At 72.8% G+C, this 15,031-nt stretch carries 15 protein-coding genes; 13 read left to right on the top strand and 2 right to left on the bottom strand.

Going from position 1 to position 15,031, the window contains the following annotated elements:
- Positions 1–40: 40 nt before the first annotated feature.
- Positions 41–1,327, bottom strand: a complete 1,287-nt coding sequence (locus tag ACGFZF_RS31190) for a sensor histidine kinase (RefSeq protein ID WP_393559629.1) — start codon at positions 1,325–1,327, stop codon at positions 41–43.
- A 233-nt stretch (positions 1,328–1,560) separates the two neighbouring features.
- Positions 1,561–2,727, bottom strand: a complete 1,167-nt coding sequence (locus tag ACGFZF_RS31195) for a sensor histidine kinase (protein ID WP_393559631.1) — start codon at positions 2,725–2,727, stop codon at positions 1,561–1,563.
- A 236-nt stretch (positions 2,728–2,963) separates the two neighbouring features.
- On the opposite strand from ACGFZF_RS31195, the gene ACGFZF_RS31200 reads away from it, so the two are divergent.
- The 13 genes from ACGFZF_RS31200 (at position 2,964) to ACGFZF_RS31260 (ending at position 15,005) form a co-directional block, all read left to right on the top strand.
- Positions 2,964–3,365, top strand: a complete 402-nt coding sequence (locus ACGFZF_RS31200; protein ID WP_393559633.1) for an NADH-quinone oxidoreductase subunit A — start codon at positions 2,964–2,966, stop codon at positions 3,363–3,365.
- Positions 3,356–3,949, top strand: a complete 594-nt coding sequence (locus tag ACGFZF_RS31205; RefSeq protein ID WP_393559635.1) for an NADH-quinone oxidoreductase subunit B — start codon at positions 3,356–3,358, stop codon at positions 3,947–3,949. Before ACGFZF_RS31200 ends, ACGFZF_RS31205 begins: the two co-directional genes overlap by 10 nt.
- Before the next feature lie 68 nt (positions 3,950–4,017).
- On the top strand, positions 4,018–5,484 hold the full coding sequence (locus ACGFZF_RS31210; protein ID WP_393559785.1) for an NADH-quinone oxidoreductase subunit C: 1,467 nt from the start codon (positions 4,018–4,020) through the stop codon (positions 5,482–5,484).
- The gene (locus ACGFZF_RS31215; protein ID WP_393559637.1) at positions 5,481–6,449 is read left to right on the top strand and encodes an NADH-quinone oxidoreductase subunit H; all 969 of its coding nucleotides are present in this window, start codon (positions 5,481–5,483) and stop codon (positions 6,447–6,449) included. Before ACGFZF_RS31210 ends, ACGFZF_RS31215 begins: the two co-directional genes overlap by 4 nt.
- Complete coding sequence (locus ACGFZF_RS31220) at positions 6,449–7,036, top strand: NuoI/complex I 23 kDa subunit family protein (RefSeq protein ID WP_393559639.1); 588 nt, start codon at positions 6,449–6,451, stop codon at positions 7,034–7,036. The genes ACGFZF_RS31215 and ACGFZF_RS31220 overlap by 1 nt, the downstream gene beginning before the upstream one ends.
- Positions 7,036–7,590, top strand: coding sequence for an NADH-quinone oxidoreductase subunit J (locus tag ACGFZF_RS31225; protein ID WP_147980712.1), 555 nt, complete (start codon positions 7,036–7,038; stop codon positions 7,588–7,590). Before ACGFZF_RS31220 ends, ACGFZF_RS31225 begins: the two co-directional genes overlap by 1 nt.
- Positions 7,590–7,964: an NADH-quinone oxidoreductase subunit NuoK gene (gene nuoK / locus ACGFZF_RS31230; RefSeq protein WP_356599738.1), complete on the top strand. Its 375-nt coding sequence runs from the start codon at positions 7,590–7,592 to the stop codon at positions 7,962–7,964. Before ACGFZF_RS31225 ends, nuoK begins: the two co-directional genes overlap by 1 nt.
- Complete coding sequence (locus tag ACGFZF_RS31235; protein WP_393559641.1) at positions 7,961–9,949, top strand: NADH-quinone oxidoreductase subunit L; 1,989 nt, start codon at positions 7,961–7,963, stop codon at positions 9,947–9,949. The genes nuoK and ACGFZF_RS31235 overlap by 4 nt, the downstream gene beginning before the upstream one ends.
- A gap of 27 nt (positions 9,950–9,976) precedes the next feature.
- Positions 9,977–11,530 carry a NuoM family protein gene (locus tag ACGFZF_RS31240; protein ID WP_393559787.1) on the top strand — a complete coding sequence of 518 codons (1,554 nt, stop codon included), beginning with the start codon at positions 9,977–9,979 and terminating at the stop codon, positions 11,528–11,530.
- On the top strand, positions 11,527–13,077 hold the full coding sequence (locus ACGFZF_RS31245) for an NADH-quinone oxidoreductase subunit N (protein WP_393559643.1): 1,551 nt from the start codon (positions 11,527–11,529) through the stop codon (positions 13,075–13,077). Before ACGFZF_RS31240 ends, ACGFZF_RS31245 begins: the two co-directional genes overlap by 4 nt.
- Before the next feature lie 33 nt (positions 13,078–13,110).
- On the top strand, positions 13,111–13,563 hold the full coding sequence (mscL, locus tag ACGFZF_RS31250) for a large conductance mechanosensitive channel protein MscL (RefSeq protein ID WP_147980716.1): 453 nt from the start codon (positions 13,111–13,113) through the stop codon (positions 13,561–13,563).
- Between the two features lie 189 nt (positions 13,564–13,752).
- Positions 13,753–14,616 (top strand): zinc metalloprotease HtpX, encoded by an 864-nt coding sequence (gene htpX / locus ACGFZF_RS31255; RefSeq protein ID WP_393559645.1) that lies wholly within the window; start codon positions 13,753–13,755, stop codon positions 14,614–14,616.
- Positions 14,613–15,005 (top strand): YccF domain-containing protein, encoded by a 393-nt coding sequence (locus ACGFZF_RS31260; protein ID WP_393559648.1) that lies wholly within the window; start codon positions 14,613–14,615, stop codon positions 15,003–15,005. Before htpX ends, ACGFZF_RS31260 begins: the two co-directional genes overlap by 4 nt.
- The last annotated feature ends 26 nt before the right edge of the window (positions 15,006–15,031 follow it).

The raw sequence follows: 15,031 nt of genomic DNA on the forward strand, positions 1-15,031 counted from the left end.
GTGGCGCGGGCGGGCTGGGGCGAGCGCGGGCCGGCCGGGGTCAGACGCGCCAGGGGAGCTCGGCCGTGACGGTCGTCGGGCCGCCCGCCGGGGAGTCGACCGCCAGGACGCCGTCGACCGCGTCCAGCCGCTCCGTGAGTCCGGCGAGGCCGCTGCCGGCGGCCGCGTCCGCGCCGCCCCGGCCGTCGTCCCGCACCTGGAGCATCAGCCGGCTGCCGGACCGCCACACGTCGACCCACGCGCGCCGCGCACCGGAGTGCTTGGACACGTTCTGCAGCAGCTCGGACACGGTGAAGTAGGCGATGCCCTCGATCGCCGGCACCGGGCGGGCCGGAAGGTCCACCTCGACGGAGACCGGCACCGTGCAACGCGACGCGACCGCCGACAGCGCGGCGTCCAGTCCGCGGTCGGTGAGGACCGCCGGGTGGATGCCGCGGGCCAGGTCCCGCAGCTCCTGGAGCGCCGTCTTCACCTCGCCGTGCGCCTCCTCGACCATCCGGGCCGCCGCCCGCGGGTCCTCGTTCAGCTTCTCCTTGGCGAGGCCGAGATCCATGGCGAGGGCGACGAGCCGGGCCTGGGCGCCGTCGTGCAGGTCCCGCTCGATCCGGCGGAGGTCGGAAGCGGCCGTGTCCACGACGACCCCGCGGTCCTTCTCCAGCTCGGTCACCCGGTTCGCCATCCGCGAGGGGCCCAGCAGCCCGGCGACCAGGAGCCGGTCCACCACCGTCAGGGAGCGGACGACCCACGGCGTGCACAGGACGAAGAGCAGGCCGACGAGGCTGGTCACCGCGATCTCGAAGGGCGAGTCCAGGTAGAAGTCGTGCGACCCGTCGCCGTACAGCTGGAGCCCGTCCTGCCCCGCGTACATCGGGAAGACCCACTGCCACAGCGGATAGGTGAAGAGGGACCAGCCCCAGGCCATGAAGGGGACGGTCACCGAGAAGGCGAAGACCGCCCACGGCATGTGGATCAGCGCGTACAGCAGGTGCCGCCAGGACGCCCCGCTCTTCAGCATCGCCCCCATCCACGACAGCGCGCCGCCCGTGCGGCCCCGGACCGGCGCGGGAGCGGCCACGTCCAGGCCGAGCAGGCCACGCGCCCGCGCACGCTCCACGGCGCCGAAGCCCCGGCACATCGCGAGGCAGCCGGCCAGCACCGGGATGCCGAGGAAGGTGATCAGCAGGCCGGCACCCGCCGAGACCAGGGAGACGGCGAGCCCGAAGGTGAGGACGCCGATCGGCAGCCCGAGCACCAGGTAGCCGAACTCGCGCCAGGTGCGGGCCTCGAACGGCGCGCGGATCGCGGCGGGGAGGCGGTGGTCGGCCATCGCTGGTGTCCGTTTCTCTGCGAAGGGGTGATGTCCTCAAGACTTCCGCCCCCGGACGCCCCGGACCATGAGGGAGGTGGGCGTCTGCGGCGGGGGGTTTTCCCCACCATGAGGCGGGCGGTGCGGGGAGGGGCGGCCCGGCACGGCGGTCGGGGGCGTGCGCGGCGCCGGGCGGGGTGTCGTCCGGTCGGCAGGATTCGGGGCTTCGAGGCGCCGGGGTCCCGGCGCGGAGGTCAGGACGCCGGGCGGGACCGCCACGGCAGCTCGGCCGTGACCGTCGTCGGGCCGCCCTCCGGCGAGTCCAGGACGAAGAGCCCGTCCACCGCGCCCAGCCGCTCCGCCAGCCCCGCCATCCCGGTCCCGCCGTCCAGGCGCGCCCCGCCGTGACCGTCGTCCCGCACCTGCAGCAGCAGCCGGTCGTCCCGGCGCCACACCTCCACCGAGGCGGTGCGCGCGCGGGAGTGCTTGGACACGTTCTGGAGCAACTCGGACACCGTGAAGTAGGCGATGCCCTCGATCGCCTCCGCCGGGCGCTCCGACAGGTCGACGGTCACCTTCACCGGCACGGTGCAGCGCGCGGCGATCGAGGAGAGCGCGGCGTCCAGTCCGCGGTCGGTGAGGACCGCCGGGTGGATGCCGCGGGCCAGGTCGCGCAGTTCCTGGAGCGCCAGCTTCACCTCGCCGTGGGCCTCGTCGACCATCGCGGCCGCGGCCTCCGGGTCTTCGAGCAGCTTCTCCTTGGCGAGGCCGAGGCCCATGGCGAGGGCGACGAGCCGGGCCTGGGCGCCGTCGTGCAGGTCGCGCTCGATGCGGCGGAGGTCCGCGGCGGCCGTGTCCACGACGACCCCGCGGTCGCTCTCCAGCTCGGCGATCCGCCGCTCCAGTTCGTCCGAGGGCGACAGCAGCCCGCGCACCATGGCGCGGTCGGCGTGGGACAGACCGCGCGCGATCCACGGCAGGACCGGCCACAGCACGATCAGCGAGACCAGGGTGACGACGAAGGTGACGATCCCCCACGGCAACCGGATGAAGCCGTACAGCAGCGTCCGCCACGCCACCGGGTCCTTCAGGGAGGTCCACAGCCAGGGGAAGAAGCCGTGCCGCCGGGGCAGCGGACTCGGCTCGTCCACCCGCACGCCGAGGAGCGAGCGGGCCCGGGCCCGCTCGGCCCGGCCCAGCCCGCGCGCCCCGGCCAGCCCGAGGGCGAGCAGCGGCAGGCCGATCACGGTGACGGACAGGCCCACGCCGACGGCGACCGAGACCACCGTGTACACGAACCCGACCAGGGCGGTCGGCAGGTTGGCGAGGAGGAAGGAGACCTCCTTCCAGGTCTGCCCTCCGTAGGTCACCCGTGCGGGCGGCAGCCTGTCGTGGTCAGCGGTATCGGTGTCGACGCTCATGGGCCCAAGCCTGCCGGTCGGCGGGCTCGTCACGCCATGGGGTTCGTGGGGGAGGGGGAGTAGGGATATCCCCACCGTCGGGGGTCGGCCGCGCGTCGCCGCGCGCGGGACGTGACGGCCTCGCCCGCAGGACGGCCCGGCCGGTGGTTCACTGGATGACACGACCTCTTACGCTCTCTTTAGCAGGGCCTAGACTCCCGTCCGTACAGATCGTCGATACGGAGCGAGGGGCGGACGTGCCGGAACCGACCGTACGGACGGGACTTGCGGCGGATTACTTCCAGACGTACTCCGTCGTCGGACTGCTCGCCGTCCTGGGCGTGCTCTTCGTCGCCGTGGCCTTCGGCGCGGGGCGCCTGCTGCGGCCCGTGGTGCCGACCCCGGAGAAGCTGCTGACGTACGAGTGCGGCGTCGACCCCGTGGGAGAGGGCTGGGCCCACACCCAGGTCCGCTACTACGTGTACGCCTTCCTCTACGTGATCTTCGCCGTCGACTCGATCTTCCTCTTCCCCTGGGCGACGGTCTTCGCGGCGCCCGGCTACGGCGCGACGACGCTCGTCGAGATGTTCATCTTCCTCGGCTTCCTCGCCGTGGGTCTGCTCTACGCGTACAGGAAGGGCGTCCTGACATGGACGTGACCCCGCTGCCCACCCCGCTGCCGGCTCCCAAGCTGGGCCCGCTCGCGCGCCTCGCCCCCGAGCCGATGAAGGTCGTCCTGAACTGGGGCCGCCGCTACAGCCTGTGGGTCTTCAACTTCGGCCTCGCCTGCTGCGCGATCGAGTTCATCGCCGCGTCGATGGCCCGCCACGACTTCATCCGGCTCGGCGTGATCCCCTTCGCGCCCGGACCGCGCCAGGCCGACCTCATGATCGTCTCCGGCACGGTGACGGACAAGATGGCGCCGGCGGTGAAGCGGCTCTACGAGCAGATGCCCGAGCCCAAGTACGTCATCTCCTTCGGCGCCTGCTCGAACTGCGGCGGCCCGTACTGGGACTCGTACTCGGTCACCAAGGGCGTGGACCAGATCATCCCGGTCGACGTGTACGTGCCGGGGTGCCCGCCGCGGCCGGAGGCGCTGCTGCAGGGGATCCTCAAGCTCCAGGAGAAGATCGCCCGGGAGTCGCTGGCCGAGCGCTACGGGTCCGCCGCGCAGGCGCCGTCGGTCGGCCAGCTGACCAGCGGCCTCGTCGCCCCGCCGGCGCCGTCCGGGGGTGCCGGGTGAACGCGGACGAGACCGTGGACGACGGCACGAACGGCGACGCGCACGACGGCGCGGACCGGACCGCGGACGTGACCGGCGGGGGGCACCCGTACGACACGCTCCCGGACGGGGTGACCGAGGTCTTCGGGCCGGAGGCGACGGCCGAGCGGGCGTACGACCTGCTGACGGTCGACGTGCCCGCCGACGGCTGGATCACCGCCCTGCGGACCGCCCGTGACGAGCTGGGCTGCACCTTCTTCGACTGGCTGAGCGCGGTCGACGAGCCGGGTACGGGCTTCCGGGTCTGCGCGCACGTGGTGGCGCTGGGCCCGGGCACGGTCCGGCGCCTGCTGCTGCGTACGACCGTCCCGCACGCGGCGGCCGCCCTGCCGACGGCGGTGGAGGTGTACGCGGGCGCGGCCTGGCACGAGCGCGAGACGCACGAGATGTTCGGCGTGGAGTTCACCGGCCACCCGCACCTGGTCCCGCTGCTCCTCCCGGAGAACTTCGAGGGCCACCCGCTCCGCAAGGACTTCGTGCTCGCGGCACGCGTCGCGAAGGCGTGGCCGGGGGCGAAGGAGCCGGGCGAGTCCGAGCACGGCGGCCCGAAGCGCCGCCAGATGCTGCCGCCGGGCGTGCCCGACCCGAACGACTGGGGCCCGATGAAGGGCCAGCTCCCGCCGGCCCCGGCGCGTACTCCGCGGGCCGCGGGCGACCGTCCGGTGCGGCGTACCCGTACGACGGCCGAGGGCTCGGCCGGCACGCCCGCGACGCCCGAGACCACGCCGGCGGCGCCCGCCCCGGGCGAGGCGCCCGCGGCGAGGCCGCCGCGCCGTACCCGCAGCGTGAGCGAGGGCTCGGCGAGTCAGACGCCCGAGGCGGCCGGTTCGGAAGAGGCGGCCGAGGCTCCGCAGCCGGCGGCCGGTCCGCGCCGGTCGCGGTCCGCGGCCGACGGTTCCGCGAGCCGGTCCGAGGCGCCCGCCCCGGCGGGCGAGGACACGGCGCCGCGTCCGGCCCGGCGGTCCCGTTCCGCCGGCGAGGGTTCGGCGACGCAGCGTGCCGAGGAGCAGACCGGGGCCGAGACGCCGCAGCCGCCGACGCCGTCGGGTCCGCGCAGGTCGCGGTCCGCGGCCGACGGCTCCGCGAGCCAGTCCGAGGCGCCCGCCTCCTCGCCCGCCCCGCCGCGCACCCGCAGCACGGACGCCCCCTGGCACCACGCCCGCCCGGCCTTCGAGGAGAAGACCTCCGGAGAGTCCCCGCCCGACGCGGACTCCGGTCCGGCCCGCGAGCCGGACGCGGCACCCGAGCCGGGAGCGGACGCCAAGCCCGCAGCGGACACCGCACCGGCACCCGAAGCGGCCCCCGCTCGGGAGCCGGACGCCGCACCGACTCCCGAGCCGGAGCCGGACAACGCACGGGAGCCGGACACCGCTCCGGACACCGCGCCGGAGGCGGACGCCGCGCCGGAGGCGGATGCCGATGCCTCCTCCCCGCCGGACGGCCCACCCCGTACCCCGCCCACCACCGAAGACCCCGCCGGAGGCGATTCCGCGTGAACGACGCACTCGACGTCGCCCTCCGGCTGCTCGTCATCCTCGCGGTGTTCCTGGTGCTGCCCCTCGTGGTCGGGCAGACCGAGCACAAGGTCATGGCCCACATGCAGGGCCGCATCGGCCCCATGTACGCCGGCGGCTTCCACGGCTGGGCGCAGCTCGTCGCCGACGGCGTGAAGTTCGCGCAGAAGGAGGACGTGGTGCCGGCGGCCGCCGACCGCCGCGTCTTCCAGCTCGCGCCCGCCGTCGCCCTGATCCCGTACCTGCTCGTCCTCGTCGCGATCCCCTTCGGGCCGGGCGAGGGCGCCGTCGGGCAGGTCGTCGACGCCGGCATCTTCTTCGTGCTGGCCGTGATGGGCGTCGGAGTCCTCGGCAGCCTCATGGCCGGCTGGGCGTCCGCCAACAAGTTCTCCCTGCTGGGAGGGTTGCGTACCGCCGCACAGCTGCTGGCCTACGAGCTCCCGATGCTGCTCGCCGCCGCGTCCGTCGCGATGGCCGCCGGCACCGTCTCCCTCCCCGGCATCCTGAACGCCTTCGAGTGGTGGTGGCTGCCGTGGCAGATCGTCGGCGCCCTCGTCTTCTTCGTCGCCGGCCTCGCCGAGCTCCAGCGCCCGCCGTTCGACATGCCCGTCGCCGACTCGGAGATCATCTTCGGCGCGTACACCGAGTACACCGGCCTGCGCTTCGCGCTCTTCCTGCTGGCCGAGTACGCCGGCATCGTCGTCCTGTGCGGCCTGACCACCGTCCTCTTCCTCGGCGGCTGGCACGGCCCCCTCGGTGCCGACGGCCTCGGCTGGGTCTGGACCCTGCTCAAGGTCGCGGTCCTCGCCTTCGTCGTCATCTGGCTCCGCGTGAGCTACCCGCGCCTGCGCGAGGACCAGCTGCAGAAGCTCGCCTGGACCACCCTCGTCCCGCTCGCCCTCGCGCAGATCGCGCTCACCGGCATCGTGAAGGTGGCGATCCAGTAATGCCCATCCCCGGCTCCGGCCTCGCCAAGGGCCTCGCCGTCACGCTCCGCACGATGACGAAGAGGACCGTCACCGCGCAGTACCCGGACGCCCAGCCGGAACTGCCGCCGCGCACGCGCGGCGTGATCGGGCTGTTCGAGGAGAACTGCACGGTCTGCATGCTGTGCGCCCGCGAGTGCCCCGACTGGTGCATCTACATCGACTCCCACAAGGAGACGGTCCCGGCCGCCGCCCCCGGTGGCCGCGAGCGCAGCCGGAACGTCCTCGACCGCTTCGCCATCGACTTCTCGCTCTGCATGTACTGCGGCATCTGCATCGAGGTCTGCCCGTTCGACGCGTTGTTCTGGTCGCCCGAGTTCGAGTACGCGGAGACCGACATCCACGAGCTGACCCACGAACGCGACCGGCTCCGCGAGTGGATGTGGACGGTCCCCGAGCCGCCCGCGCTCGACCCGGGCGCCGAGGAGCCGAAGGAGATCGCCGCGGCCCGCAAGGCGGCCGAGAAGGCCGCCGCCCAGGCGGCGGCGGAAGCGGAGGCGGCGCGCACCGCCGCCGTGGACGAGGACCGGAAGGGGGACCAGCAGTGATGCTCGCGGCCCAGAACCCCGGCTTCCTCTCGCCCTCCGGCGTCGAGATCGCGTTCGTCCTCGTCGGCCTCGTCACCCTGGGCGCGGCCCTCGTCAGCGTCACCACCCGGCAGCTCGTGCACGCCGCCCTGTGGCTGGTCGTGGCGCTCGGCGGGATCGCCGTCGAGTACCTGCTGCTGACCGCCGAGTTCATCGCCTGGGTGCAGGTGCTGATCTACGTCGGTTCCGTCGTCGTGCTGCTGTTGTTCGGCCTCATGCTCACCAAGGCGCCCATCGGCCGCTCCCCGGACGCCGACTCGGGCAACCGCCCGGTCGCGCTCGCCGTCGCCCTGGCCGCCGCGGCCGCGCTCGTCTGGGTCGTCGTCGACGCGTTCCGCACGACCTGGATCGAGCTGGACGGGCCGGCCCAGGGCTCCACCGCGGTGTCCGGCGAGATCCTCTTCCGGCACTGGGTGCTGCCCTTCGAGGCGCTCTCCGTCCTCCTGCTCGCGGCCCTGGTCGGCGCGATCGTGCTGTCCCGCAAGGACCCGCAGACCCCGGAGGGGCCGCACTGATGCATCTCGCCTACCCCGCCGTCCTCGCCGTCCTGCTCTTCTGCGTCGGCGTCTACGGCGTCCTCGCCCGCCGCAACGCGATCCTGGTCCTGATGTCCGTCGAGCTGATGCTCAACGCCGTCAACCTCAACCTGGTCGCCTTCGACGTCTGGCTCCGCGACACCCTGCACGCCGGCCAGGCGCTCACCCTGTTCACCATCGCCATCGCCGCCGCGGAGATCGGCATCGGCCTCGCGATCGTCCTGATGGTCTACCGCAACCGCGGCACCTCGGACGTCGACCGGCTCCGCGACACCGCGGAGAACGGCACCGCCGACCGGCCCGCCGACCCGACCCGAGCGGTGTCCGACGAGAAGACCGAGGCCACCGCGTGACCACGACCACCCTCGCCGTCCTCGTCCCCCTGCTCCCCTTCCTCGGCTCCGTCGCCGGCCTCCTCCTCGGCCGTACCGCCCCCGGGTTCGTACGCCCGCTCGCGGTGCTGCCGACGCTGGCCGCGGCCGTGCTCGCCGCGCTCGTCGCCGTCCGGCAGGGCGGCGGGAAGACGATCGAGGCCGCCACCGAGCTCACGCCCACCGGATCCGTCCCCATCGACCTGGCCCTGCGCATCGACGGCTTCGCCGCCCTCGTCGCCGTCCTCGTCGGCGTGGTCGCGACCTGCGTGCAGGTCTACTCGACGGGCTACCTGCGCGACGACCCGCGCTACCCGTCGTACGCCGCGCTCGTCTCCCTCTTCACCTCCGCGATGCTGCTCGTCGTCTACTCCGGCGACCTGATGGTGCTGCTGGTCGGCTGGGAGGTCATGGGCATCTGCTCGTACTTCCTCGTCGGCCACTACTGGGAGACCCCGGAGGCACGCGCCGCGTCCCTGAAGGCGTTCCTGGTCACCAAGCTCGGCGACGTGCCCTTCCTCTTCGGCCTGTTCGCGCTCGCCGTGGACGCGGGCACCTTCCAGATCGGCGGGATCCTCGGCGCCGTCGCTGTCGGCGGCATCGACCACCCCACGCTGATCGCCCTGCTCCTGCTCGCCGGCGTGGCGGGCAAGTCGGCCCAGTTCCCGCTGCACACCTGGCTTCCCGACGCGATGGCCGGCCCCACCCCGGTGTCGGCGCTCATCCACGCCGCGACGATGGTCGCCGCCGGTATCTACTTCGTGGCCCGGCTGCTCCCCGTCTTCGCCGAGTCCGCCGCGGCCATGACCGTTCTCGCCGTGATGGCCGCGGTCACGATGGTCGGCTCGGCGCTCGCCGCGCTCGCCCAGGACGACATCAAGCGGGTCCTCGCCTACTCGACGATCGGCCAGCTCGGCTACATGGCGGGCGCCCTGGCCGTCGGCGACCGCGGCGCCGCCGTCTTCCACCTGATGGCGCACGGCGCCTTCAAGGCGCTGCTCTTCCTGGCCGCCGGCGCGGTCATCCACGCCGCCGGCACCAACTCGCTCTCCGCGATGTCCCGGATGAGCGGACTGACCAGGCGGATCCCGGACGCGTACTGGACGATGACCGTCGCCCTGCTCGCGCTGGCCGCCCTTCCGCCCTTCGCCGGCTTCTTCTCCAAGGAAGCCGTCCTCGTGGCCGCCGAGCACACCGCACTCGGCGAGCGGACCGTCGCCCCCGCCGGGGCCGGCTGGACCGTTCTCCTCGCGGGCCTCCTCACCGCTTTGCTCACCGCCGCCTACGCGGCCCGCCTCTGGCTGCTCGCCTTCCGCGGCCGGGGTGCCGAGGCCCCGGACCACGGCCGGCAGCCGCTCGCCATGACCACCGTCCTGTGGGTGCTCGCGATCCCGTCCTTCGGCTTCGGCCTCACCGTCACGTACCTGGACGACTGGTTCGACGGCAACGCCCTGACCCCGACGATCACCACCGCGGTCCTGGGCACCGGCCTCGCCCTGGTCGGCGGTCTGATGACCTACGCGACCTGGCGGGCGCTCTCCGTGCGGACCGCCGCCCCGGCGCCCGGCACCGTCCCCGCGCACGTCGCTCACCCGGACGCCGAGGCGGGCCAGGTGGAGGCCGAGGCGCTCCGGCTGCCGCACCCGGCCGACGACCCGGCCGACCCCGGCCGCCTCCTGCTCGGCCCGCTGCACCGTCACGCGGCCACCGGGTTCCACCTGGACGCCGTGTACCGGCGGCTGTTCGTGCGGCCCGTGGTGGCCGCGGCCTCGCTGGTCCGCTTCCTGGACCGCGAGGTCGTCGACACCTACGTCCGCGGCGCGGCCACCGGCACCAACTGGCTGGGGTGGCTCGTGCGCCGCGCCCAGACCGGCAACGTGCAGACCTATCTCAGCGCCCTGCTCGCCGGCTCCGTCGTCCTGACGATCGCCGCCGTCGCCCTTGTCCACGCCAACGCCGGATCGTGAGCCGTGATCGATATCAGCGCATCCGTGATGCAGGCCCTTCTCGCGTTGATCGTCGTCGGGCCGCTCGTCGGCGCCGCCGCCGCCCTGCTCCCGGCCCCGCCCGGGCTGCGGGGGAAGTCGCCCGACCAGGCCGTGCTCCGCCACGGTGTGGTCGTCACCGGCGTCGTCCTGGCAGCCGCCCTGGTCCTCGCGCTCGGCTTCGACCACGACCAGCCGTCGCGGATGCAGGCGACGACCGACGTCCCGTGGATCCCCGCCCTCGACGTGCGCATCCATCTCGGTGTCGACGGCATCTCGCTCCCGCTGCTGGTGCTGACCGCGCTGCTGACCTTCCTCTGCGCGCTGTACACCTACTTCCGGATGCCCGCGGGCCCGTCCCCGAAGGCGTTCGTCGCGCTGATCCTGGTCCTCGAGTCCGGCACGCTGGCGACCTTCGCCGTGCTCGACCTCGTCCTGTTCTTCCTGGCCTTCGAGATGGTCCTCATCCCGATGTACTTCCTGATCGCCCGCTGGGGCGGCGCGGGACGGCAGGCCGCCGCCTGGAAGTTCATCCTCTTCACGCTGCTCGGCTCGGTCGTCATGCTGCTCGGCCTGCTGCTCGTCGGCCTGCAGGCGGGCACGTTCGACATGGTGGCGCTCGCCGCCGCCGACGGCCGCGGCCTGACCACGTCCGTGCAGGTCGTCGCCGTCCTCGCGATCGGGATCGGGCTCGCGGTCAAGACGCCGATGTGGCCGCTGCACAGCTGGCTGCCGGACGCCCACACCGCCGCCCCCACGGTCGGCTCCGTCCTCCTCGCGGGCGTCCTCCTGAAGATGGGCACGTACGGCTTCGTGCGGATCGTCCTGCCGATCACCCCCGACGGCATGCGGGTCTTCGCGCCCTACCTGGCCGCCTTCGCCGTCGCCGGGATCGTCTACGGGTCCCTCGCCTGCCTCGCGCTCGCCAGGCCCGGCAACAAGGGCGACCTCAAGCGGCTGATCGCGTACTCGTCCGTCGGCCACATGGGCTTCGTCCTGCTCGGCATCGCGACCATGACCCCCACCGGCGTCAACGGCGCGCTCTTCGCCAACATCGCCCACGGCCTCATCACCGGCCTCCTCTTCTTCCTGGTCGGCGCGCTCAAGGACCGGTACGGCACCGCCGACCTCGACACCCTCGCGGGTGCCACCGGCGCGGCCCTCTACGGCCGTGCCCCGCGCCTCGGGGGGCTGCTGGCCTTCGCGGCCGTCGCCTCCCTCGGACTGCCCGGCCTGGCCGGGTTCTGGGGCGAGATGCTGGCCCTGTTCGGCGCCTTCGACCCGGCCGAGGGCCTGAGCCGCCCCGCCTTCCTCGTCTTCATGGCGATCGGCGGCTTCGGCACCCTGCTCACCGCCGCCTATCTGCTCGTCGTCGTCCGGCGCGTCTGCATGGGCGGTCCCCGCCCCGCCGGCGAACTCGCGATCGCCGACGTCCAGGGCTACGAGGTCGCCGCCTGGACGCCGCTCGTCGCCCTCACCGTCCTCGCCGGCCTCTGGCCCGCGGTCCTCCTCGGCCTCACCGACCCGGCCGTCCAGAAGCTCCTCGCGGGAGGAAAGCAGTGACCGAGACAGCCGCGAGCCTCGTCCAGTCCGTCGACTGGCTCACGATCGCGCCGCCCACCGTGACCGCGGTGGTCGCCCTGGTCGTCCTCGTCGCCGACCTCTTCGTCCCCGCGGCGCACAAGCGGCTGCTGGGCTGGACGGCGATCGCCGGACTCGTCGCCGCGCTCGCGCTGCTGGTCCCCCTGCGCGCGGGCGACCGTTCGACGTTCTGCCTGACCCCGGCGGCGGCCGAGGCGGCCGGCGCCGCCCGCGACGCCACCGGCACCGCGGCCTGCAGTTACACCGCCGACCACTTCACCCTGGTCATCCAGTTCCTGGTGCTCGGCGGGGCGCTGCTCACCGCGCTGCTCTCGCTCTCCGACACCGAGGAGAAGCTGCCTGCGGGGGAGTACTGGTTCCTGCTGCTGTCCTCGGCCGCCGGCGCCGCGCTGCTGCCCGCCTCCCGTGACCTGGCCACTCTCGTCGTCGCCCTCGAAGTGGCCTCGCTGCCCGCGTTCGCGCTCGTCGGCCTGCGCCGCGGGGACCGGATGTCCAGCGAGGCCGCGCTGAAGTTCTTCCTGTCCTCGGTGACCGCGACGGCCGTCACCCTGCTCGGCGTCAGCTTCGTCTACGGGGCGACCGGCACCCTGCACCTCACCGAGATCGCCCAGCGCCTCGACGGCGTCCCCGGCCAGTTGCAGGTCCTCGCCCAGACCGGAGTGGCGCTCACTCTGGTCGGCTTCGCCTTCAAGACCGCCGCCGCCCCCTTCCACTTCTGGGTCCCCGACACCTATGTCGGCGCTCCGCTGCCCGTGGCCGGCTACCTCTCCGTCGTCGGCAAGGCGGTCGGCTTCACCGGCCTCATCCTGGTGACCGTCGTCGCGTTCCCCTCGTACGCGGACGTCTGGGGCCCCGCGCTCGCCGTCCTCGCCGCGCTCACCATGACCGTCGGCAACGTGGCCGCCCTGCGCCAGGTCGCCACCCGGAAGTGGAGCGCGGTCCGGCTGCTCGCCTGGTCGTCCGTCGCCCAGGCCGGCTACCTCCTGGTGCCGATCGCCGCCGCCGCGTACTCCAGCGACGACCAGATCGGCTCCACGGTCGCGTACGCCCTGATGTACGCCGTCGTGAACCTCGGCGCCTTCGCGGTCGCGGTGCTGGTCTCCCGCACGCACCCGGAGAACCGGATCTCGGACTACCGGGGCCTGTACGCGAGCCGCCCGGTCGTGGCGCTCGTCATGGGCTTCTTCCTGCTCAACCTCGCCGGCCTGCCCCCCGGTATCATCGGTCTCTTCGCGAAGGTCACCGTCTTCTCGGCGGCGGTCGACGCGGGCCTCGGCTGGCTGGCCGTGATCATGGGCGTCAACGTCGTGATCGCCCTCTACTACTACCTGCGGTGGACGGCGCTCCTGTTCCGCGGGCCCCAGGACGCTCCCGAGGGCGAGACGGCGGTCCGGCACCGCGTCCCCGCCCCGGTGACCCTCGCGGTCGCGCTGACGGCCGTCGCGGGCGTCGTCCTGTCGGGCTATCCGCAGTTCGCCCTCCGCTTCGCGGCCACCAGCCTGTTCTGACCCCCACAGAGAAAGCATCAAGGAGCTTCACCCGTGCTGAACGGCTTCAAGGACTTCATTCTTCGCGGGAACGTGATCTCGCTGGCCATCGGCCTGGCCGTCGGATCGTCGTTCACGGCCGTCGTCACGGGATTCAGCAAGGCGTTCATCACCCCGCTCATCGGCCTGGCCACCGGCACGGTCGGCGACTTCAGCGAGGCCAGCTTCCACCTGCGCGGCACCGTCTTCCCGTACGGCCTGCTGATCGCCGCGTCGATAGCCTTCGTGATCACCGCCGCGGTGCTCTACTTCATGGTCGTCGTCCCCATGGCGAAGATCCAGGCGAGGTTCGCGAAGGAGGAGCTCGACATCAAGTCCGAGAAGCGCGACTGCCCCCGCTGCTACACCGAGATCCCCGCCATCGCCTCCCGCTGCGCCCACTGCACCAGCGAGGTCGAGCCGGTCGCCGCTGCCCTGGAGAAGGCCGGCTTCCCCGCCCAGCGCTGACCCCCGGCTCCTCCGCGGCCCGGCCCGCTCACCCGTACGGCCCACACCGCCGTCGCGTCGTCCCCCGCGCGGCCAGGGAACCCGCGCCTCCCGCCTGGCGTTGACCAGTACGGGAGGGTCCACTGGAACAACGGAACCAGTGACCAGCAAGCAAAGGGTTCCCCTGCCGCACCACTTGGAGGGCGTACCGTGCACCGCCGGCACAACGGGCTGAGGACCGCCGTGCTCCTCGGAGGGCTCTCGGCCCTCATCATCGTCATCGGCAGCTTCTTCGGCCGTACGGGTCTGATCGTCGCGCTCGTCGTGGCGCTCGGCACCAACGCGTACGCGTACTGGAACAGCGACAAGCTGGCTCTGCGGGCCATGCGCGCCCGCCCGGTCAGCGAGTTCGAGGCACCCGCGCTGTACCGGATGGTCCGCGAGCTCTCCACCCAGGCCCGCCAGCCCATGCCCCGGCTCTACATCTCGCCCACGCAGGCCCCGAACGCCTTCGCGACCGGCCGCAACCCGCGCAACGCCGCCGTGTGCTGCACGGAGGGCATCCTGCAGATACTCGACGAGCGCGAGCTGCGCGGTGTCATCGGCCACGAGTTGAGCCACGTCTACAACCGGGACATCCTGATCTCCTCGGTCGCCGGTGCGCTCGCCTCCGTGATCATGTTCCTGGTCAACTTCGCCTGGCTGATCCCGGTCGGCCGGTCCAACGACGACGACGGCCCCGGCCTGCTCGGCATGCTGCTGGTCATGATCCTCGGACCGATCGCCGCCTCCGTCATCCAGCTGGCCATCAGCCGCTCGCGGGAGTACGAGGCGGACGCCTCGGGCGCCCAGCTCACGGGCGACCCGCTCGCCCTCGCCAGCGCCCTGCGCAAGCTCGAAGCGGGCACGAAGCAGCTGCCGCTGCCTCCCGAGCCCCGGATCGAGACCGCCAGTCACATGATGATCGCGAACCCCTTCCGTCCAGGTCAGGGGCTGTCCAGGATGTTCTCGACGCACCCGCCGATGGCGGAGCGCATCTCCCGACTCGAACAGATGGCAGGTCGTCGACCGTGAAGACAATCCTCAACGTCATTTGGCTGATCCTGTGCGGCTTCTGGATGTTCCTCGGCTACATGCTGGCCGGCGTCCTGCTGTGCATCACGATCATCGGCATCCCCTTCGGACTCGCCGCCTTCCGTATCGGCATCTACGCCCTCTGGCCCTTCGGTTACACCGTCGTGGACCGTCACGACGCGGGCGCCCCCTCCTGCGTCGGCAACGTGCTGTGGCTGATCCTCGCGGGCTGGTGGCTGGCGCTCGGCCACATCACCACCGGCATCGTCCTGTGCATCACGATCATCGGCATCCCGCTGGGCATCGCGAACTTCAAGCTGATCCCGGTCTCGCTGCTCCCCCTCGGCAAGGAGATCGTCCGGACGGAGCAGCAGTTCGCGGGCTACTGACGGACCAGGCCGCCGACGGCCGACGG

It is taken from the genome of Streptomyces sp. NPDC048338, assembly GCF_043201055.1.
Classification (GTDB): Bacteria; Actinomycetota; Actinomycetes; order Streptomycetales; family Streptomycetaceae; genus Streptomyces.

What these genes read in the sequence shown, in the direction of transcription:
- ACGFZF_RS31190 (WP_393559629.1), bottom strand. Translation starts at nt 1,327, where the DNA reads ATGGCCGACCACCGCCTCCCCGCCGCGATCCGCGCGCCGTTCGAGGCC.
- ACGFZF_RS31195 (WP_393559631.1), bottom strand. Translation starts at nt 2,727, where the DNA reads ATGAGCGTCGACACCGATACCGCTGACCACGACAGGCTGCCGCCCGCA.
- ACGFZF_RS31205 (WP_393559635.1), top strand. Translation starts at nt 3,356, where the DNA reads ATGGACGTGACCCCGCTGCCCACCCCGCTGCCGGCTCCCAAGCTGGGC.
- ACGFZF_RS31220 (WP_393559639.1), top strand. Translation starts at nt 6,449, where the DNA reads ATGCCCATCCCCGGCTCCGGCCTCGCCAAGGGCCTCGCCGTCACGCTC.
- ACGFZF_RS31225 (WP_147980712.1), top strand. Translation starts at nt 7,036, where the DNA reads ATGCTCGCGGCCCAGAACCCCGGCTTCCTCTCGCCCTCCGGCGTCGAG.
- nuoK (WP_356599738.1), top strand. Translation starts at nt 7,590, where the DNA reads ATGCATCTCGCCTACCCCGCCGTCCTCGCCGTCCTGCTCTTCTGCGTC.
- ACGFZF_RS31240 (WP_393559787.1), top strand. Translation starts at nt 9,977, where the DNA reads ATGCAGGCCCTTCTCGCGTTGATCGTCGTCGGGCCGCTCGTCGGCGCC.